General features: G+C 38.8%; 19 protein-coding genes. 5 read left to right on the forward strand and 14 right to left on the reverse strand.

The window, feature by feature from the left end:
* Positions 1-13 precede the first annotated feature (13 nt).
* The 5 genes from CH362_RS01090 to pabB all read right to left on the reverse strand — a co-directional run bounded on the left by CH362_RS01090 (position 14) and on the right by pabB (position 5,675).
* The gene (locus tag CH362_RS01090) at positions 14-2,071 is read right to left on the reverse strand and encodes an AMP-dependent synthetase/ligase (RefSeq protein ID WP_100708515.1); all 2,058 of its coding nucleotides are present in this window, start codon (positions 2,069-2,071) and stop codon (positions 14-16) included.
* Between the two features lie 197 nt (positions 2,072-2,268).
* On the reverse strand, positions 2,269-2,556 hold the full coding sequence (locus tag CH362_RS01095; protein WP_100708516.1) for a hypothetical protein: 288 nt from the start codon (positions 2,554-2,556) through the stop codon (positions 2,269-2,271).
* A gap of 81 nt (positions 2,557-2,637) precedes the next feature.
* Positions 2,638-3,297, reverse strand: a complete 660-nt coding sequence (gene aat / locus CH362_RS01100; RefSeq protein WP_165780229.1) for a leucyl/phenylalanyl-tRNA--protein transferase — start codon at positions 3,295-3,297, stop codon at positions 2,638-2,640.
* A gap of 33 nt (positions 3,298-3,330) precedes the next feature.
* Positions 3,331-3,867: an RNA 2',3'-cyclic phosphodiesterase gene (thpR, locus tag CH362_RS01105; RefSeq protein WP_100708518.1), complete on the reverse strand. Its 537-nt coding sequence runs from the start codon at positions 3,865-3,867 to the stop codon at positions 3,331-3,333.
* Positions 3,864-5,675: an aminodeoxychorismate synthase component I gene (gene pabB / locus CH362_RS01110; RefSeq protein ID WP_100708519.1), complete on the reverse strand. Its 1,812-nt coding sequence runs from the start codon at positions 5,673-5,675 to the stop codon at positions 3,864-3,866. Before pabB ends, thpR begins: the two co-directional genes overlap by 4 nt.
* 53 nt (positions 5,676-5,728) lie before the next feature.
* Between pabB and CH362_RS01115 the strand changes: the two genes are divergently transcribed.
* Together CH362_RS01115 and CH362_RS01120 are read left to right on the forward strand one after the other, a co-directional pair.
* Entirely contained in the window at positions 5,729-7,879 is a 2,151-nt protein-coding gene (locus CH362_RS01115; RefSeq protein WP_100708520.1) for a histidine kinase dimerization/phosphoacceptor domain -containing protein, read from the forward strand.
* Between the two features lie 45 nt (positions 7,880-7,924).
* Positions 7,925-8,551, forward strand: coding sequence for a TetR/AcrR family transcriptional regulator (locus CH362_RS01120; protein ID WP_100708521.1), 627 nt, complete (start codon positions 7,925-7,927; stop codon positions 8,549-8,551).
* 7 nt (positions 8,552-8,558) lie between these two features.
* Here the strand turns inward: CH362_RS01120 and CH362_RS01125 are convergent, their stop codons facing one another.
* Complete coding sequence (locus tag CH362_RS01125) at positions 8,559-9,488, reverse strand: alpha/beta fold hydrolase (protein WP_244280448.1); 930 nt, start codon at positions 9,486-9,488, stop codon at positions 8,559-8,561.
* A 166-nt stretch (positions 9,489-9,654) separates the two neighbouring features.
* On the opposite strand from CH362_RS01125, the gene CH362_RS01130 reads away from it, so the two are divergent.
* Positions 9,655-10,548, forward strand: coding sequence for a hypothetical protein (locus tag CH362_RS01130; RefSeq protein ID WP_100708523.1), 894 nt, complete (start codon positions 9,655-9,657; stop codon positions 10,546-10,548).
* A 53-nt stretch (positions 10,549-10,601) separates the two neighbouring features.
* Here the strand turns inward: CH362_RS01130 and CH362_RS01135 are convergent, their stop codons facing one another.
* Both CH362_RS01135 and prfA read right to left on the reverse strand, forming a co-directional pair.
* Complete coding sequence (locus CH362_RS01135) at positions 10,602-12,104, reverse strand: aminotransferase class I/II-fold pyridoxal phosphate-dependent enzyme (RefSeq protein ID WP_100708524.1); 1,503 nt, start codon at positions 12,102-12,104, stop codon at positions 10,602-10,604.
* A 77-nt stretch (positions 12,105-12,181) separates the two neighbouring features.
* Entirely contained in the window at positions 12,182-13,246 is a 1,065-nt protein-coding gene (gene prfA, locus CH362_RS01140) for a peptide chain release factor 1 (RefSeq protein ID WP_100704773.1), read from the reverse strand.
* A 40-nt stretch (positions 13,247-13,286) separates the two neighbouring features.
* Here prfA and CH362_RS01145 point away from each other — a divergent pair, with 40 nt between their 5' ends.
* Positions 13,287-13,910 (forward strand): hypothetical protein, encoded by a 624-nt coding sequence (locus tag CH362_RS01145; protein ID WP_100708525.1) that lies wholly within the window; start codon positions 13,287-13,289, stop codon positions 13,908-13,910.
* Positions 13,911-13,933: 23 nt separating this feature from the next.
* Positions 13,934-15,034, forward strand: a complete 1,101-nt coding sequence (locus CH362_RS01150; RefSeq protein ID WP_100708526.1) for a hypothetical protein — start codon at positions 13,934-13,936, stop codon at positions 15,032-15,034.
* Between the two features lie 3 nt (positions 15,035-15,037).
* On the opposite strand, the gene CH362_RS01155 is transcribed toward CH362_RS01150, so the two are convergent.
* The 6 genes from CH362_RS01155 to CH362_RS01180 form a co-directional block, all read right to left on the reverse strand.
* The gene (locus CH362_RS01155; RefSeq protein ID WP_100708527.1) at positions 15,038-16,078 is read right to left on the reverse strand and encodes a carbon-nitrogen hydrolase family protein; all 1,041 of its coding nucleotides are present in this window, start codon (positions 16,076-16,078) and stop codon (positions 15,038-15,040) included.
* A complete protein-coding gene (locus CH362_RS01160; RefSeq protein ID WP_100708528.1) occupies positions 16,075-16,542 on the reverse strand; it encodes an NUDIX hydrolase in 468 nt (155 codons plus the stop codon). Before CH362_RS01160 ends, CH362_RS01155 begins: the two co-directional genes overlap by 4 nt.
* A 52-nt stretch (positions 16,543-16,594) precedes the next feature.
* Positions 16,595-18,139, reverse strand: coding sequence for an MDR/zinc-dependent alcohol dehydrogenase-like family protein (locus CH362_RS01165; protein WP_100708529.1), 1,545 nt, complete (start codon positions 18,137-18,139; stop codon positions 16,595-16,597).
* Entirely contained in the window at positions 18,140-18,802 is a 663-nt protein-coding gene (locus tag CH362_RS01170; protein WP_100708530.1) for a rhomboid family intramembrane serine protease, read from the reverse strand.
* Positions 18,799-19,488 (reverse strand): TetR/AcrR family transcriptional regulator, encoded by a 690-nt coding sequence (locus CH362_RS01175; RefSeq protein WP_100709223.1) that lies wholly within the window; start codon positions 19,486-19,488, stop codon positions 18,799-18,801. Before CH362_RS01175 ends, CH362_RS01170 begins: the two co-directional genes overlap by 4 nt.
* Before the next feature lie 66 nt (positions 19,489-19,554).
* The gene (locus CH362_RS01180) at positions 19,555-20,451 is read right to left on the reverse strand and encodes a fructosamine kinase family protein (RefSeq protein WP_100708531.1); all 897 of its coding nucleotides are present in this window, start codon (positions 20,449-20,451) and stop codon (positions 19,555-19,557) included.
* Positions 20,452-20,455 lie beyond the last annotated feature (4 nt).

The raw sequence follows: 20,455 nt of genomic DNA on the forward strand, positions 1-20,455 counted from the left end.
AGAATCTAAGCTCTTATTTATAAACTTTATCGATTCTCTTCTGATATTTTTCAGTAATCACGTGTCTTTTCATTTTGAGTAGGTTAGTCAATTCATCACCTATTTCAAAAGGTTTTTGAGCAAGTACTACATGCTGGATCAATTCGAAAGATTTGAATCCGTGCTTAGTGCTATTATATTCTCTAATTTCCTTTTTATAGAAATCGATCACCTTAGCATTATCAATCAAATCCTTGATATCCTTAGCTTGGATCCCATTTTGAGCTAACCAAGGTTGTAGGACTTCTATATCCGGAACGATAATCGCTCCTAGGGATTTTTGGTCCTGACCAAATACCATAGATTGTTTGATATAAGGAGATTCGTCCATACGATTTTCTATTGGAACCGGCTCTACGTTTTCTCCACCCAAAAGAACTACAGTTTCTTTTGCTCTTCCTGTAAGCGTTAGAGTATGTTTGTAGTTGATGAACCCGATATCTCCGGTGTTCAACCATCCGTCTACAATGGTCTTCTTAGTGGTTTCAGGATTTTTATAATATCCTTTCATCACTTGAGGCCCTTTGATATGAACGATACCTTTTACTCCAAGCTTACCAGCAAGAATCTGTCTTTGATCATTGATATGAGTTAACACGTTTCCATGATCGTCTCTCAACTGAAGTTCAGTTTGAGGAACTACATATCCTACGGAACCGATGATCGGATAATCATAGTGGCGAACTGAGATCACAGGAGCACTTTCAGTCATTCCGTAACCTTCCAATACCAGTAATCCGATATCGTTGAAGAAATTATCCACGTGACGTTGTAAAGCTCCACCACCGGATAGTGTTCCTCTCAAACGTCCACCGGTAGCTTGGCGGATCTTAGAAAGGACGATAGTATCCAAAGTTTTGAAGTTAAAGATAAGCCCTAAAATCGCGATAGTAAGCAGAACTGGCGCTAAGAATGCCAACTCAGGTTTATACATCTTGATATAAGAATATCCCACTGCACTGATCAAAGAAACTGTGAATGGTCCAAAAACAATTACTCGAGCAATAGCCTTAATAGCAAGTGCAAGAGATTGGAAGATATTACGGTTTTCGTAATCCACTTCTTTTCCAGTTAGGAAACGAACCCCAGCATTATAGTTCTTAGAGAACAGATATGCAGTATTAAAGAGGAATTTACGAACTGGAGGAGTCTGCTTAGGATCGTTGATCTTATTGTAAATCCCAGTATAGATACTTTCCCAAACCCTTGGAGCAGAAGCCATAAAAGAAGGTCTCGCTTTTGCGAGGTCATTTCGTAGGTCAGCAACCTTAGTATAGAAAGTAGAAATCCCAAGAGAGATTGCAGAGTATTCTACAACTCTTTCGAAAATATGCCATACAGGTAGAATTGACAACATACTGTCGTCATCGCGTATAATTGATTTTTTTAGGATCAAAGGAACAACATGTTCCATCTGGTGAGCCATGTTGGAATGCATTAACATTACACCTTTTGGCATTCCAGTTGTTCCAGAAGTATAGATCAGAGTGAATAGATCATCAGGTTTGATACCTTCGATTCTCTTTTCAGTCTTGTGTCCACCTTTAGATCTTAACTCTTTTCCAGTTTCGATCAGATCATAAAGATGCAAAACGCCTTTCGCTTTTGTTTTGCTATCTTTATCCATAATGATTATGGTTTCAACGCCTTTCAATTTGGCTTTGTTCTTAAGGAACTTCTCGTACATCTTATCGTTTTCTAAGAAAACTACAGAAGCTTCCGAGTGTGTTAAGATATACTCCATCTCAGAATCGGTTACGTCAGTTCCTCTTGGAACGTTTGCACAACCGGAGAGTAAAACTCCCGCATCAACGATGATCCATTCCAAACGGTTATCCGCTAACACACCGATATGTTCGCGGGCCTTCACACCTAAATCTATTAATGCCTCTGATAAACAGAGACCTAGATCTACTAATTGTTTAAAGCTGGTCGATTGATATTCTTTATTTTCATCCTTCGACCAAAACGCTGGTCTGTCCCCATAAGACTCGGAAGCCTTAAGGTACATGTCTGCTAAATTCTTGTACATTGGAGTTGTTCCTTTGAAGAAGGGATATATTACGCTTATCTCAATAAAGCGCGTTTACGTTAATGTGAGAAGACGACCCGTCAACTAAATTTTAGAAGAAGTCAAAGCGTAGGTGCAGTGCAAAATCGAAGGAGAGATATGTAAAAAGAGAAAACTCCGCTCGAAAGGACCTCGAACGGAGTGAGAAAGGAAAAATATTACTGTTGTTCTTCGCCAGCGCCTTCTTCTGCAGGAGCAGGAGTAGAGTCAGACTTGGTTCCTTCTTCTTTTCCTTTTTTGGAATCTTTCTTATGCTTCTTATGGTGTTTTTTCTTACCTTTTTTCTTCTTAGCTTTCTTTTCTTTTTTCTCAGCTTTAGAAGCACCAGCATCTTCAGTCTTTGCAGGAGCATCGCCGGTAGTCTCTTGTGCGCTAACTCCGGTGAAACCGAAAAGAGCGATTGCAGACACAAGAAGGGTAACAAGAATTTTTTTGAATAGGTCCATTATGATCTTCCTATAGAAACTTTGGTTTGTGTCGTAATTTTATTATTATGCGAGGCAAATCAAATCCATTTTACATAAAAATCAGATTTCATCCATAGGAGGGACCCATTTGTTCGGGATTGCTACAGCGAGTGACAGACGGTCCAAAAATTTATCTTTCGGGATTTCGTAAGCTCCCAAATTCAAAGTAACCGGATTCATCTGTTGGGTATCGAATAATGTGAAGCCATCCTTCTTCAATGCCTCAAACAGAAAGTAGAGCCCGATCTTCCCAAAATCAGGTAAAAAGGAGAACATAGACTCTCCAGCAAAAAATTTACCGATGGCGACTCCATACACTCCTCCACCTAACCGTCCATTTTCGTCCCAGACTTCTACACTATGAGCATAACCTTCCTTATGAAAGTTAGTAAAACCCTGTAGAAAGTTCTCTGTTATCCAAGTTTGTTCTTCTGTCCTGAATGCGCAGCAACGCATAACTTGTTCAAATGCACGATTGAATGTGACTGTGAATTTTTTTTGGCGAATTCTTCTATGAACTCTGGAACTAATATGTAGAACATTGAGGTCAAAGATAGCCCTCGGATCCAAAGAAAACCAAAGTAAAGGTTTATCCGCCCAAGGAAAAATCCCGCGAGTATAAGCATATATAAGTCGATCCGGTTTTAGATCTCCGCCGATACCCACAACCTCTTCTATAGAATGTCTAGGATCCGCGAAAAAATCGGAAAAGTCCCGGATAGGAGAATACTGATTTTGTCTAGGGTTTTCCATTTATTCCAAGAGAAGAGGATATGATTCTTCGACCGAGTATATCTGACCATTCGCTCCGCTGCGACTAGAAAAAAGGTGGAATTCAGACATAGGAACTATGTCAGTTTGGAATTGTGCAAATTCATTCAAATACATATCCAAACGTTTTTCAGGCGTTCTTTTGAATCTCCCAATCGTTATATGAGGCTTATAATCCCTTTTATCAATAGAGAATCCTTCTCTTCTGAGGGTAGATTCCAAAACCTTTTGAAGTCTTTTTAATTCTTCTGAAAGAGTAACTCCCGCATACAAAATCTCAGGAAATTTATTACCAAAGAAGCCTACACCTTTTATCTCTAATGAAAAACTTTTTTCAGAGACTTGGCTGCAGATCTCGGAAACCTTTTCTAGCTCTTCTGGTTTTAACTCTCCCAAGAAAACTAAAGTAGCATGAAAATTTTCAGGAGAAACCCAACGGATCTCTTCCAAACCAAAACAGATTTTTTCCAGATCCGATTTGATAGAATCTGGAAGAGCCAATCCTAAAAAACTTCTCATTCGAAATCTACTCCGGAGACTCTTCTGACGCCTCTGAGAGAATTTACTAAAATGATTTTAGAAGCAAGGCTCAGATCTTGTTTAGAAATTTTCTTTTCCTTTGCTTTCAATTTTCGGACCCATTGTTTACGAGCTATTCCAGGAAGAATTCCTTCTTCTAAAGAAGGTGTAATCCATTCTTTATTTAGTAAAAGAAAGATAGAATGAATAGCCCCCTCTGTCAGATGACCTTCTGTGTTTGTATAAATTTGATCCAGATAACCGGAAGAAACTGCAGATTCATAACCGGCAGAATAAATTTCTCTGATATTTGTCTTATGATAATAGAACTGATTTTTTTTATTGGTAGAAGTTCCGCTAAACAGAACCTTCCCCTCTTTGGGACCTGGATGAAATTCGGAAACTTCTGACTGGAATTCTCCGCTACGCAAAAGAATAATTTTCACTCTATATTTTTTGTCGGAAGTAATTTTGCCTAAGACTTCATTAACTATGGATTCCCATCCTTCTTCTTTCCAGACGAATCCAAGTTGATTCGCAGATGTTATCATTCTATCTTTATGATCTTTTAAAAAATAGATCTTTCTTCTTTTGCAGATCGTAGTTGTGAATATATGAAAATTCTCTTTAGCATTATTCAAAAATTTTGCCTTAGACCAACATTCTTCCCATTCTGCATTTGTATCGGATCCGATCGTAATTCCAGAACCCACTCCCATTCTTCCTTTTTTCTGTCCGGAAGGATCTTGCAAAAATTCAAGAGTGCGGATCGTTATAGAGGAAATTTCTTTCCCCGGAGACAGATAGAATATTCCTCCAGTATAAACTCCTCTCTTTTTTTCTAAACTATTGATGATCTCTGAGGATCTTTTTTTAGGAGCTCCAGTGATGGAACCTCCAGGGAATAATGCCTCTAAAATATCTGTCCATTTTATATTCGGAGAAAGTTCGGATCTTATCTCGCTGGTCATCTGGAAAACTGTTGGATATTCTTCGATGGAGAAAAGTTTAGAAACATTAACTGAACCAGGCAAAGAGATCCTTCCCAAGTCGTTACGAAGAAGGTCAGTGATCATCAAATTTTCTGCTTTATCCTTTTCTGAGTTGGAAAGTTCTAACTTCAATCTTTGGTCTTCTGCTAAATCTTTTCCTCTTGGTCTGGTTCCTTTCATTGGAACAGTTCTAATCTGATTGGATAATCTTTCCCAAAACAGTTCGGGAGAGAATGAAAGAATATCTCTTTGTGTCGGAATAGAGTCGCCAGTATGTATCCAAGCCTCGTACGGAACTGGCTGTTTTTTTCTAAGTTCAAAAAACAATTTTTCGAGAGATCCTTCTAATTTTATCTCCAGAGGAAATGTGAAATTGACCTGATAGATATCTCCTTCGTATAGAAAGTTCCGGATCTTCTGAATATTCTCTTCATATTCTTTCAGATCCATCTCTGATCTAATTTCTACGGAATAACCTTTGTCTTTAAATTTTGATTCCCATTCCGAAATTTCAGCATAGCTTAATGTCTTCGGTTCAGAAAAAATCCCGAACCAGAAAAGAGGATCCTCGGAAACTTCTTCCATATTGTCAGGATTTAAAAATAAATTCCCAGCTTCGTAGGAGATCCAACCTGCAGCATGATATCCTTGTGCTACCTTGTTTTGAATTTCTAAGAGGAATTTCCTTGCTTCACTTCGTCGATTAGTAGTAAGAATTTCATTCGGCTCGGTTAGAACTAGACATCCATCTGCAGAGAAACCTTCTCCTAAATAAATAAAAGGTTTCCTGGAGTTTTGAAATAGATCGGAAATCATTGGAAAAGGTCTTAAAACCTTATTCTCAGCTGCTTCCGAATCCTAAAAGCTAAATGAATAAGATTCTAAGATTAATGTTATCTCAATCCTTAAAATTCTTCCAAACCGCCGGAAAATTTCTTCTGGTAGCTTCTGTTTATTTTCTTTTAGGAAAATTCGGAGAATTCTTTGGGACTTTTTCGGATTACGCCTCCCCTGTTTGGCCCGCATCCGGTTGGGGACTGGTCACTCCTTTACTATTCGGAAGAGTTTCTTATTTCGGGATTTTTACAGGTTCCTTTTTATACAACTGCCAGATCAGACATGAAGATCTTCCGGGACAAGATCTAAGCATTTATTTTGGAGCTGCAGTGCTCATCGGTTTTGGAAGTACTTTGCAATCTTTCACTGGAGCTTACTTATACAAGAAGTTTGTTCCTGAATTAGATCTTACAAAGAATACATCCTTCGTTCTTAGATTTCTTTGGATAGAAACATTAGTTTGTATTATCGCGGCGACCATCGCATGTTCTGGACTTCTGCTTTTAGGTATACTTGATTTAAATTCGCTTTTCCCAACATGGATCACTTGGTGGATGGGAGATTCTTTAGGAGTATTCGTATACTTTCCGTTCTTCCTGAGCTGGCTGGGGCCAGGACTCCCAAGATCCTATGTACACTCTTGGAAAGAAAGTGTAGGACTTGTCTCTTTCTTAATTCTATTAGGAGGAGGGATCTTTTACTTCTTTAGCATCAATCAAATACCTGCATATTTTCCGCTTTCTTATCTCCTAATTGCAGTCATCTCACTTGTTTCCCTCAGATTCGGAGGAAGAGAATCGTCTTTAGTACTTATTATAGTTTCTATTATATCTATCTTAGGAACTGCGCAAGGAGGACATTCATATAATTTTCCTGCTTCCAAAGAAGTGTCCCTTCTCCTTTTACAAAGTTTTCTTTCTGCGATCTCGATCGCTTCTCTTCTCGCTTTATCAGTCATAAGAGAAAGGGTAGATGCACAAGATGAGATTTACCTTTCGCATAAAAGATTAGAAGATCTCGTTGCAGAAAGAACCCAAGAACTGGATCGATCTTATCGATTTTTAGGTGCGAGCGAAGCAATTTACAAGGGTCTATTCGAGAATATTCCAATCGCAATCTTAGAATGTGATTACTCTGAAGTAAAAAGAATGTTGGGCGAATTGCCCAAGATGTCCAGAAAGGAATTTGCTAAATTCCTAAAGACGAATCGCAAGTTTGTTTCAGAATGTTATGAAACAGTAAATGTAGTAGATGCAAATAAAGAATCTATTCGCCTATTCGAAGCAAGATCGAAGGAAGAAGTTCTATTCCTCGCCAGAAACTTTTTTAGAATAGGAAACGATCATTATTTCAAAAAACTTCTGACCAGGATTCGTTTTGGAGCAAGAGTCCTTCATACAGAAACCACATTATCCACATGTAACGGAAAACAATTCGAGGCATCGATTCGTTGGTCCTTGGCACCAGAGTTCGAAGAAACTTTCTCTTCTACCATAATCACTGTTACAGAAATAACTGATAAGAAACAGGCAGAGAGGCAGTTAAAATCTTCCTTAAAAGAAAAGGAAGTAATGTTGAAAGAGATCCACCACAGAGTAAAAAACAATCTGCAGGTGATTTCCAGTTTATTCAATCTTCAGTCTGAATACGAAAACGATCCTAAGATCCACGAGGCATTTACAGAAAGCCAAAACAGGATACAAACCATGGCGCTGATCCATGACGAGTTGTACCAATCTAACGATTTAGGAAATGTAGAATTTTCAGGTTATTCCAAACGACTTGCGGAGAAGATCAGGTCCGCCTATAAAATCGGAGCGGAAACAAGAGTGGATGTGATATCAAGTCCTATCCATTTAGAGATCAGCATTGCGATTCCGCTCGGACTTGCATTAAATGAACTACTCACAAATTCTTTTAAATATGCATTCCCTCATAATTTTTCTCCTACGGATGAAAGACCAAAGATCCAAGTCAGACTCCAAAAAAAGGAGAATGTAGTAATATTAGAAGTTTCAGACAATGGGGTCGGTCTGCCCAACGAGTTGAATCCAATCGTGACTCATTCTTTCGGATTAACTTTGGTTCAGGTGCTGACCAAACAACTAAAGGGAAAATTGGATTTTTCCAGCTCCAAAGATCATGGGGCCAGTTTCCAAATCCGTTTTGAACTTCCGAATTAGGAAAATTCCTTGCGAACTAGTTCTCCAAATCAGAGTAAGGAGAACATGAGAACTAAGCCTCCTAGTCCGATCGCCAACAGGGCAGAAGCAAGAAGAGAACAAATCTTGGAAGCTGCACTGGATGTATTTTCTGAAAAAGGATACCATGAGGCTGGGATCGCGGACATAGCCGGAAAATTAAATATAGGTCATGGAACCTGTTATCGTTATTTTAAGAATAAACTAGATATCCTACACGCACTAGTAGATCGAATCCTCATCGGATTATTAGAAGTAGTTCGTAAAGAAAGTCCTGAAAAATCAAACACTATAGAAGAATACAGAAATCAGATCAAAAATATTGGCTGGGAACTATTTCAACTTTTCAGTAAAGACCCAAGACAAGCAAAGATCGTTTTTTTCGAAGCAATGGCATTGGATGAAACTGTAAAGAGAAAAGTGCAACTCGGAATCGATAAGAGTGCAAGGCTGACTGAGTTATATCTGAAGAATGGTGTGAAAAAAGGATTTTTAAGAAAAGAATTGGATACTCGGATCGCATCCCAAGCAGTAAACGCGATGATGTTTGAAGGAATACGGATCAACCTATCTTCCAAAGTTGATTCTAAATTTGCAAAACGTTGGCTGGAAGAAATGCCCACCCTTATGTTAGAAGGAATGGGCAAACGTTAATTACATTTTATAAAGTAAGGAACTGTACCAAATCTTTTGCAGTGATATCCGGAATTTCTTCCATAGGAATATGACCTGCACCTTCATAAGTAATAAATTTAGAATTCTGAAGATCCTTAGCCCAGTTTTGTGCGTATTCTAATTTCAACCAATGATCTTCTTTTCCCCACATAACCAATGTAGGAGCTTTTACAGATTTGATCCCTTCCGAAATTTTAGGATCAGTAAACTTCTCCCTAGCAGTTCTGAAAAAATAATTATAAGCCTGTCTATTTCCTTCTCTTCTGGAAAGATCCACGTACCTTGTTTTGATCTCAGGAGTAATTTTAGAGGAATCTCCGTAAACCTCATCTACACTTTTTTCTACCATAAAACTTGGAAGCATATGGCGTGCAAATGGACTTACGATCGGGTTACTTCCTAAGGCGATCATAGGAGGCATAGGTTGCGCATATCCGGCAGCATCTATCAATACCAATTTTTGAACTTTATTAGGATATTTTAATGCGTAATTCCAGGAGATATAACCGCCCATGGAATTTCCAACTAAATAGAAAGAATCTACTTTAAGATAATCCAGGAATTGATTTAGGACTTCTACACCTTCTTCTAAATTTAACTTTTCCAAATCCTCAGGTGGACCCGTAAGGCCATGTCCAGGAAGATCTATACGGATCACTCTATAACGGGATTTTAATATTTCTGCCCAAGCATCCCAAGTATGTAATGAAGAACATACCCCATGCAATAGTATAATTACAGGACCTTGGCCCTCGTCCCTGTAATGGATATTAAGATCCCCAATTGGAGCGAACTTTGACTCTGAGTTCGCATATTTCGTTTTCAAATCCTCTAAGGAATCTGAACCGACCCCTAAAAATCTACAATCAAGTAGAATGATGAGAAGTAACATTAAGCTTATTGTTGTTCTTTTCATAATTTCCCTGTTTAATGAAAATTCCCACCCAATCGGAATGACAGATATGTCATTTAGATCCCAAAGTAAAACACGTTTTTCTTTGAAATTTTTAGATTTCCCCTATTGACAAAAACTGAATGACATGTCATTCTTATGTTCAATTAAGGTGAGGAGTTAGAATCCAATGGTTCAAGTGGATGTTTTTTGGGCCTACGGCCTGGGAGCCGGTTACGCAATGGCCGCAGCTCGCCAAATTAAAAAATTGCAGGCGGGAGAAATCACAGCAGGTTCCCTACCTTCTATCAAAAAAGAAGAGAAGAAGGTTCCATTTTGGAAGAATACCTACTTCATCTCTAATCTTCTTTATTTAGGTTTATTATTCGCTCCGTCGGGTTTGTACCTAGTTTGGCAGTTTACTAGTTGGGAAACAATGCATGCTGGAGATAAGACCATGCCTGGTTGGCTTGTAGCTTTATTCGGTTTAACAAATATTTCCCAAGGCATCTTAGGCTTCTGGGTAGTTTGGAAATTAATCGAAGCAGGAAAAAATTTCTTAGCTTATCTGCAAGTTCCTGCAGGTTATTTCGGAATGTTCTTCATCCTTGTTCATGGATGGGACGGAACTGGTTATAAAAGATTTTTTTCGGAATCTGTTGAGCAATTCCATACATGGACCTGGGGAACCGCAATCAACTGGTTAATATCTGATGTTGCAATCACTCTCTATGTAATGGGCGTGATCTTAATTCCAGTTCTGATCGTTTCACTTCTAAAGATTGAAAAAGAAGGTTGGGAATTAGGAGGATCTGGAGAATTTTCTGTAAGAAAGTCTCCTTCCGGTTTTGTTTCTACAATTGCGTTCTTAGCAACTGTGTTTATAGGCGCTTTAGGGTTTGCGATTATCTCCAGCGTGATTGTTCACCAACTTGGTTGGATGCTTGGAGCGATCATTTCTACTTTGGTAATTTATACTTTAGGAATTTCTAAATTTGGATTATTCCAAATCTTCTATAAAAGTGTTTTACAATCAGAAACCGAAACTGGTGGCAAATTACAAAGTGTTCGTTCTGCTGCTTAAGCTATAAGGCTTTTGTCTTCTTTAGAACCGTTCAAATTTTTGGCTCTGGCGGGTTAATCTCCCAGAGCTTTTTTGTATTCTGCAATTAGAAGTTCCGGATTTTCTCGGCCGATAGAAATTCGAATCAGACTTGGATCCAATCCTACTTCTTTCAAAAATCCCCTGCCTGCTTCTGTAGAAACTAACTCATAGTGAGCTAAATACATATACAACATGTTCAGAGTGAATTCAGTTCCAAAGCTCGGCCCTTTTAATAATCTTAAAGAATTGTAAAATGGTTCCAAAGGAACTCCGGGTTCGATTGTGATCACTCCACAATGTAGATCCTTATCTCTTGCGATCTTGGAAAAGTTTCCGTGGTTTTCTTCGGAGCCACTCCAATGAACTGCTTTGATCTTAGGATGATTTGAGAAGAAGTTTGCAAGTTTAGCAGCATTCCTTCCTATCTCTTTCACTCTTTCAATATAACCTTCTAATTCGAAGGACATACGTTCGCAGTCTCTGCGATACGGAGTTTCTAAAAACTCAGGAGAATCTTTTTTCAATTTTTCAAAATAAGTAGAAGAAGGATTCAAAAATAAAGCGCCCATCATCACATCTGCGTGTCCGGATGCAAACTTGGTCAAACTCTCCACAATCACATCCGCATAAGGAGAAAGATCCACAACTGCGGAACCTGCGACGGAAATATCAGCTACTAATGGAATTCCATATTTTTCCAAAAGTTTTTTAAGTTCAGGATAATCAGGAACTTGGATAAGAGGATTTGTAGGGGATTCAGTAAGAATTGCAGCTACTCTATGGCCTTCTTTAGAAAGGAATTCTTCCAGTTCTTTTAGATCGACCACGTCATGGAATATATGAGAACCTCTGGAATATTTTTCTAATATTCTAATATTGTCTACGTATAACCATCCAAGTCTAAGCCAGATATCTTTTCCTTCTTCTGCACGAATTCTATCTAACGCTCTAAAAGCAGCATAGACCGCATTCATTCCAGAAGTAGCCAGATACACTTGTAAATTTTTGTCCGGATATAGAGCGGATAGTGCTGCTTCTACCGTTTCATAAGGTTTTTCTTTTCTGGATTCTTCTTTGTATACAGAATCTATAAGTCCTTTTTTGAATAAGTAATCTTCTGCTTTGCGAGAAGATAATAAACATCCAGTATGTTGGATGAAGGATAATATTTTGGATTCGTTCTCTTTATGAGAAGGAATGGTTAAGGTGATGATACCTTCGTCTTCTATAATTCTTGCGCCTTCTACTTGGAAGAATGAAATGATATGATCAGCGGCTTTGCGGGAGTTTACGATAAACTGAGGGCCATCTACTCCCTTAGTCTCTCTATTATAATCTAAAATTTTTTCTATATAAGCATGAGCTACAAAGCGAGGATATCCTGCTTTTAATCTAGAAAGAGTTTCGGTTCTTTTTTCTTCGTATCCGATTACGTCAGCGACTTCCGGAAGGCTCATGGAAACCGCATGTATGTTTTCAAATGGTATTCTTTCCCCGCAGATCCTACGATGCGGTTCTTCTATCTCTAGTATCATACTCTGATTACCATCGCAAAATTTTAGGCAGAAACATCAACTTTATTCGGTTGGACGAACGGAAGTCTAAAACGGTTCTAATTTGCCTGTGAATTTGCGAGGCGCTTGACTCTGTCTTCTTCTGTTAAGGCGTTGATCAGGTCGTCCAGATCTCCTTCCATTATAGCAGAAAGATTATGACTAGTAAATCCGATCCTATGATCTGTACATCTTCCTTGTGGAAAATTATAAGTTCGTATTCTTTCGGATCTGTCTCCTGAACCAACCATCTGTTTTTTTAGAGCATCAGCTGCGGCCTTTTTTTCTTCCGCCTGTTTTTCTAATATCCTAGCACTTAAGATCCTCATTGCCTTTGCTTTGTTCTTGTGCTGGGATTTTTCATCCTGACATGCAACTGCGATCCCAGTTGGAATGTGAGTAATACGAACTGCGGAGTCGGTGGTGTTAACGTGCTGTCCACCAGATCCGGAAGAACGATACACATCCACTCTCAAATCGTTTTCATTTATATTGATTTCTGATTCTTCTGCTTCCGGCAAAACTGCAACAGTCACAGCACTTGTATGAATCCTTCCTCCGGATTCTGTTGCAGGAATTCTTTGTACTCTATGAGTTCCTGCTTCGAATTTAAAAAGGTCATAGGCCTTATCATTTTCCATCGCGAAGATGATCTCTTTTAATCCGCCTATGCCAGTCGGAGAAGAATCTATGATCTCATGACGGATACCTTGTTTGTCCGCATATTTGGTGTACATTCTAAACAGGTCGGATACGAATAGTCCTGCTTCTTCTCCGCCGGTTCCTGCTCTTATCTCAAGTAGTATATTTTTGCCGGAATTAGGATCAGGGGGAAGAAGTAGGATTTCCAACTCCTTCTCCAAACTTTCTATCCTTTCTTCTGCTTCTTTGCGCTCCTCTTCGTACATAGAGCGCATATCCCCGTCTTTTTCGGTTTTTAAAAGTTCTTCGGCGTCTTTTTTGTTCTGAATTAATTTTTGGTATTCGGTAATTTTATCGAATAAGGGCGTGAGTCGGGAACGTTCCTTATAAAGTCGTTTTAAATCATCCGGATTGGACGCGGTTGTAAGTTCGTCCGATATTTTGAGGTATTTTTGTTGTATTTTTTCTAGTCTATCTAACATAGAAACCGTATCCCATTGCCTTGGTACCTTACTCCTCTACATGGAAAACTACAATTCGATTCTCTCCGCAGTTTCCGATCAGATACTGAATCTTTTATCCGGTCTTCATTCCTATCGTAGCCCCTATGCTAAGACCATAGGATCGCCAGATGAGCTCATCCAAGAGCTTACCCAAAAATCGTCTCTCCAAACGGGAGCGGCGAGTGCAGCTCTTGCCCTTCCCCAAGGACGTTTGGGACTTGTTACATTGGCTCCCGAAATTATTTTAGTCTTAAGGCTCCAAGGTAAATTGGTAAAAGACATTGCTGCTTTATACGGAAAAGAGCATCAGGTAACTTCAGAACTTATGGCTTATTGTTTATTCAAGGACAAGACCTCATTTTTCAGGAATGTTCTTAAAGATGCTGGCGCTCGGGTTTTGATCCGTCCGATAGCTTGGAACCTTTTACAAGAAGCAACTTATCAGATCGCGAAGGGTCTCATTAAAGGTAAGAAGTTTGCAAAACCTAAAAACGGATTTTGGCTTCCGATTTTTGGATCCTTACTTTCTGGAGGATATTCTTTTTTGGAAACTCGTAATGTTGCTTCCAGAGCTCAGAAATTATTTTCTAAAGATATTATCAGCGTCCAATCGGACGAGCCTTGGGCTGAGGAAACTGCCTGAACTCAAAATCTAAGTTCTATCGAATGATCAGAGTCTTATCTTTCTTATTATTAATTTTTCTTTCCTGGAATTGCAAAAGTAAACAGGAAAGTTTAATAGAAGAGATCCAAGAATTACTGGAAGAGCAGAGTTACGAAAAAGCTTCCGGTATGTTAAAGGATTATCTGGTAAAACCAAAATCCGACGACGAAGTTCTTTCTTCTGAAAAACCGGAAACTCCTAGAATAGTCGAACTCTCTTATGACAGAAAAAGATTAATCTATCTAGAAGATAGTAAACTAAATTGGAGAGACGCAAGCGATGGATCCAACGGTTCCAAAAGTTTGGACGAAGTTCCAGCTTCTCTTGCAGTTTCATTAAACGCAAACTTTGCATTGGCCGAATATCCGATGACAAACGGCTGTCGTTTATTCGCTATTTCATTAAAGAATAATGATCTTCTATATGAATCAGGCGCGCAAATCTCTTGTAGGAATCGAGGCGGGATCTCAGACGATGGTTCTAAAATTTACTACTTCGTAGACAACCAACTCTATGAAGAAAAAACAGTAGAGCCTAGAACTCCTAAGCTGATTGTCTCAAAAGAAAAAATCACTCCACCTTTTGCTGGACTCAAAGCTAGATTCTTTTTATATCCGATCGGAAAAGATTTTTTACTCTTCTCCGGAAATGCTGGCTCTTACTATTTATACTATTTCCAACCTGAAAAAAAATCAGTAGAGAAAATAGACCAAGAAGTCATCAGTCCATTAATCTATTATGGAACAGGAGATTCTGCATATTATTTAGGCGGCTCCATCGGTAGACTTCATTTAAGAAGATTACAACTCGGAAAAGGCAAACCTTCTAGCAGTAAACTATTTACAATTAGCCGAAAAGAGATCAATCCTTGGAAACTTCCAGGTAAGAACGAATTCGTTTCAAATTATTCGGGCAAAGTACATCTTTGGGGTCCTTCTCGCAAAAGTCAGGTTCTACCTTTACTTTGCGAAAGGATCTGGCTTGTGGATCAAAACAAGGTTCTATGCGAGAATGAAAAAGGCGGGCTGTATCTTACCAATTTGGATTTTCCTGAAGAAGATTGGAGAATTCTCAAATTGTACGAAGAAGCCAGAGACAAATAATCTTTAAAAAAAGATATTAATGATCAGGTTTCCTTTTTGGCCTTCTATCGGTTCAGGTGAACCATAACGTGTCTTTGCAAAACTTTTTGCTGGGAATTCTTGGTTCCAAACCTTACCAGAAAACTGAACTTGTCCGCTGGATTCAAAAGAAGAATTTTTGATCCATTCTCTGAACTTGCCTTCGTCTTCTTGAGAACCAAGCCCGATCAATTTGCTTACGTAAGTTTTTTTAACGATCTCTTCCATTTGAGGAGATTTTAGATCTTCCGTAAATAGGATCCCCAATCTGCCGGAAGGCAAATTTGCCACCCAAACTTCTGGAAGAATTTCTTTTTCAGAACCTGTAACCGGTACACTTTCTGATTTTTGCGTGGAAGTCCTAAGCAAAGAACCTTCTAAAAATTTTCCAGAAGGATCGAATATATATGCTCTTTCTTGCCATTCACCTGGTTTGATAGAAAGTTTTCCTTCTTTCACTTCGGGAGAAGGTAAACAAATCGATCCTGCTAAGATAGAAACTCCGTATATCTTTGCAAGGTCTCCGAAAATCCTTTCGTATCTTTCTTTAGAATCTTGAGCGATATCGAATGATACTGCTTCTCCATTTAATATATGGGAGAAGTTTTTAAGGGAGATCCTTTGGAAGAACAAAGCCCAGCTCCAAGCAGAGTCGATATTCTCCGAATCCAAAAGTTCCTTTCTAGAATCCATTAAGAAAATATAATTTCCTATTTCTGGAGGAAATGTAACGATCGTGGAATTTTGAAGCCAGCCCTTTTCTTTTGCAATAGCAAGTGGCTCTTCTAACCAGGCTCTGAATCTATCTTCTCTAGTAAAATATTCAGGTTTGAATTCCAACTGAACGATGAGTAAATTTCCGGATCTTCTATCCCAGCCTAAGGAAACTGATTTGGTTTCTTTTTTAGAGATCCTTTTTTGGAACTCTTCCTCGCTTAAAGAAACTCCAGATAGAAGCCATCCGATAAATGCAAAAATCGGAACTAAAACTAAAGATGCGAGTGCATTCCTAACGAACGGGCTCATACCAACCAACCTTTAGGATTTAATTTACCATCAGGTATCTGGGGAACATATTCTCTTTGGTATAATTGCAGGGCATCCAACATGTATTCGAAAAATAAAGGTTTAGGATCGTAGGTGGCTGCATCTACCCAAGAAATATAATCATGCTCATCGGAGAGAGTGATCTCACCGGATATAAATTCCCCATGATAAGCAACGATCACACACGGATGATTTCCATCACTGACTCTATGTTTATGGATTAGAATGGGTCGAGGGTGGATCTTGATCTCACAAGCTTCTCCCATTTCTTCCTTTAACTCTCTGGATAAACTTTCCAGCCAGTCTCCGTAAAATTCGTCCTCGTTCATTCTTCCACCAGGAAGGTCCCCGAATCCGGATTTACGGTCTCTAAGAATGAGAAGTTCTTTTCCTTTTCTCAAAAAAACCTTTTGTGTGATTTGAAAAAAACCGTGTTTGCTCAAAGCTCTATCCTTTTAGCAGCGACCCTTAGGAAGCAATTCACTAAATACTCGCTCAGGAAGCTTTATGCCTGACAACCACTTTTATATTCTCCGGTTTCCTTGCGTTTGTATACGCTTCCGGGATAGATCTGGAATCAAATTCTTTACTGATCAAGTTTTCAGAAACTGATTTTAAAAATCCAGGTTCGGATATTAGAAGTTCTCTAGTTCGAACAAAGTCCCCGCATCTGCTTGTGCTCAAGATCCCGCCGCCTGTAATCCAATCTAAAAACAAATTGGATTCGTGTTCGGCTGACTTAGAGATCAGAATAGACCCTCTTGGTCGAACCAATGATTTTTCTTCCTTCTTATCTGGGCGGATCACTAAATCTAGTTCAGAAGAAGAATCTATGATTGCAAAATCGAATCGAGGCAAAACACCTCCGAATTCTTTAGATCCTAAAAACCTAGTTCCTTCTTCGATTGAACCTGTAAAGATCCGAATTTTATCTTTTTTTTCTAGATCATCTAATAGTTCTTTTTCTTCTTTGATTAAGGAAACAGAAGAAGAAATGAAAACCCAAGCGGGCAAACTCACCTCAATTCCCCAAACCAAATTTAAAAAATCGGATCTTAGATTTGTTACAGAAATCTCATCCACTACTAACTCAGTGAGATGTGCAATTCCAAGGGAGGCCTGTCCATTTGTAGTCTTTCTATGAATTTCTTTTCGAGTAAGATAGATGCTAGTTTCTAGTCCGGAAATAGAACCTGTGGTATCAAATACTAGATCAAAAGAATGTTTGTAATCGGGCCAGGATGCAGATGTTGGAGCTCCTACATTCTTTTCGAATAAAAGACCTTCTTTAATATCACCTTCTCCCAGTTTAGAAAAATATAAAACTTGATCTGCACCCATTCTCAAAGATAGATCTGCTAAGTTTTGATGTCTGATAAGCGAAACAATTTCGTAGTTTAGTTTGTTTCTTTTTCGATATAGATCCAAGGCTGCGATCACTAAAGAGCCCAAACGTCTAGGGCCAAGAACAGCGATCTTTTTAAGATCTGCACCCACCTTTTTAAGATCTGCACCCACCCGGCCTAGAGAAACTTCTACACCATGTAAAGAAGCGGCAAATGGTTCTAATAGAACTGCTTCCATATCTTCTAGTTGTTTGGTTTCTATTAAGTTTCCTTTTGGTGCGAGAATATAAGGCCCGAATCCTCCAGGCAAACGATCAATTCCTAATACCATTCTAGTCGGGCTATGCGTTGGAATCCCAACTTGGCAAAAAGGATCAGCTTCTTCTCCCCTGGAAACTACCGTATCATTAATTTCTAATACGTATTTTTGGCCAGTGAGATAATCGGATGCGACTACTTCATGGCCAATAATCTGAGGAAGTGGAAAAGGCAAAAATCTGCGATCTAAATCTGTAGAGCAAATCCCGCAAAGTTCTGTTTTGAGAAGTCTATAACCTTTTCCGAGTTCTAAATAAGGAGAAGAATTTCGTAAAATCTGCCAACCAGATTCTTCCGAACCTTTCATTTCATATACTGAATCGGAAAAAGAATCGTTCGAGTTATATTCGTAAGCAGTGAATCGAACTTCTATCAATTATCTTGCCCCGACAAAAAATCCTAAAATCAAGAGTAAGACCACGAACACTAAGTTTAATGCAAATCCGGTATGTAGTTCTCGTTTTATCTTATTATTCAAAAAATATGCAGTGAACACTACTGAGATAAATCCACCTAGATGAGCCCAATGTGCAACCTTGTCTCTGGAAAATAAATTGGTGATATCAGAATAAACCATAAGCCAGGCCACTGCGAAAACAGGAAAAGGATAACTTCTCTTTTTGACTCGGATAGAAAAAGGAGAAAGTAAAGCGGCAACTGCAGCGAGTCCAGATACAGCACCGGAAGCTCCAATAGCAGGTTGATTTTCTCCTAAGATCATTCCTCTTACAAAAGAATCCAAACCGCCCGAAACAAGTGCGCCCATAAAAAAGAAAAGAAGCCATTTTGTTTGGCCAACTTTATATTCTACAATCCTTCCTAAAAAAAATAGAAAGATCATATTCCAAAATAAATGAGTGAAGTCCGCATGTAAGAAGACCATTCCGATCCATTTCCATGGATAAAATTCTCCGGGACGACTGATAAAGAACGAATTTACAATTTCTTCTGGAACAAATACTGTAAGAAAAATTTGAGAAATAGTTATGAGTCCTACAATAAAAGCAGTTAGAGGAAATTCGAATAGAAAGGCCTTCATTTAGATCCTCTCTGTATATAATAATTCATATAAGCTTTAAGCATTGTTTTGAGTTCTTGTAAGATCCCATCTGCTAGTGCGCTATCTTGTCTTTCTCTGAGCCAACGACTTAAGACAGAATCTGATACTTCTACCATGATCCTGGACATGACCATCATTTCTTCTTTTTTCTTCATCCAAGGAATGACCCCGAAAAATAACTCCGCGATAAAATTGGCAATCGCCCTGTTATTCTCTCTATCTATACTTACAAGTTCAGGATCTAAGTTTTTATTCGACCACATTGGTATAAACCCAGGTTCGGATTTATAAAGTTGAGCAAATGCATCTATGAGTCTATCTACTAGATTTTCCCATTCCGTTTTGTTCGGAGGAGTATCTAGAAAATTCATGATCATTGAATTCACTCTTTCCAAATGCCTTTGCCCAACAGCTTTTAAGATAGCATGCTTGTTTGGAAAATATTGGTATAAGGAACCGATCGGAATCCCTGCTCTTTGAGCGATCAGATTTGTAGTGAGCGCTTCTGTTCCGACTTCATCCAAAAGATCCGCAACTATATCTAAGATATACTCAACCCTCTCTATAGCTCTTTTTTGAGAAGGTGATTTTCTCAGATTTAACTTAGAGTTTTTCTCTTTTTGTTTAGAGGATATTGACACTTTCTTTTTTGCGATTTTGGGCAAAGACATTCCCCGGATTTAAGTCGGTTTCTTACTAAAGAACAGAAAACTTGGATTCTATCAAGAAAACTATTTCACGCCATAATAGCGAAGAATGTGCCTAAGGCTAGTCAGGTATGAAGCGCCGAATAAATTTATATGCACAAGCACAGGATATAACTGCCAGAATTGGATCCTATCCTTCAGATTGCCCGGATCATCCAAACCTGCAGTGGCCAAAATGTCCTGCATCTCTTCTAGATTTAAAGGACTTCCGAATAATTGCAACATTGCAAGGTCTTGTTCCGGATGCGAATAAGCAACGGATGGATCAATCAAATACGCAAATCCATTCTTACCTTGTAAAACATTTCCTGACCAAAGATCTCCATGGACCATCCTAGGTTTTACATGATCCAATCCCCAATCTTCTGAAAACTTATCGAAGATCCCGCGGATCGCTTGTGAATCTTTGTCTGTCAGAAGTTTTCGAGTTTGCGCAAGTTCTATCTGAGGTTTTAATCTCCTTTCCCAATAAAACTCTCTGAAGGAAGAAAACCAACCATTGGCTTGGTTAAGAGAACCTATAAAGTTATCCTTCTTCCAACCCCAGGAACCGAATTCGTTTTTGTATAAATTTTTTAAACTGGCGATTAGGTCTTCTCTGAACCCTGCAGAAGAACCTGTTTGTACGAATTCCATTGCAAGAAGAGAAACTTTTCCTAAATGAACGGTTCCTAGATATTCTGGAACTCGGACACCAAGTCTGCAAAGTTGTTCCAGACCTTCTGCTTCTGTATCCGCCATTTCTTTTTTAGGAATGATCTTAATGGCAAGTTGAGAACCGTCAGGCAACCTTGCCTTATATAGTTCGAATAGGCTGGTAGAATGATGGGTGATCTCCGCCTTTTTGGAGGAGGATAAAATACCAAGACGATCTAATCCGTCTCGGATCAAGTCACCCATTCCTGTATTCGTGATTGCCATCATT

It is taken from the genome of Leptospira saintgironsiae, from assembly GCF_002811765.1.
Taxonomy (GTDB): domain Bacteria; phylum Spirochaetota; class Leptospiria; order Leptospirales; family Leptospiraceae; genus Leptospira_B; species Leptospira_B saintgironsiae.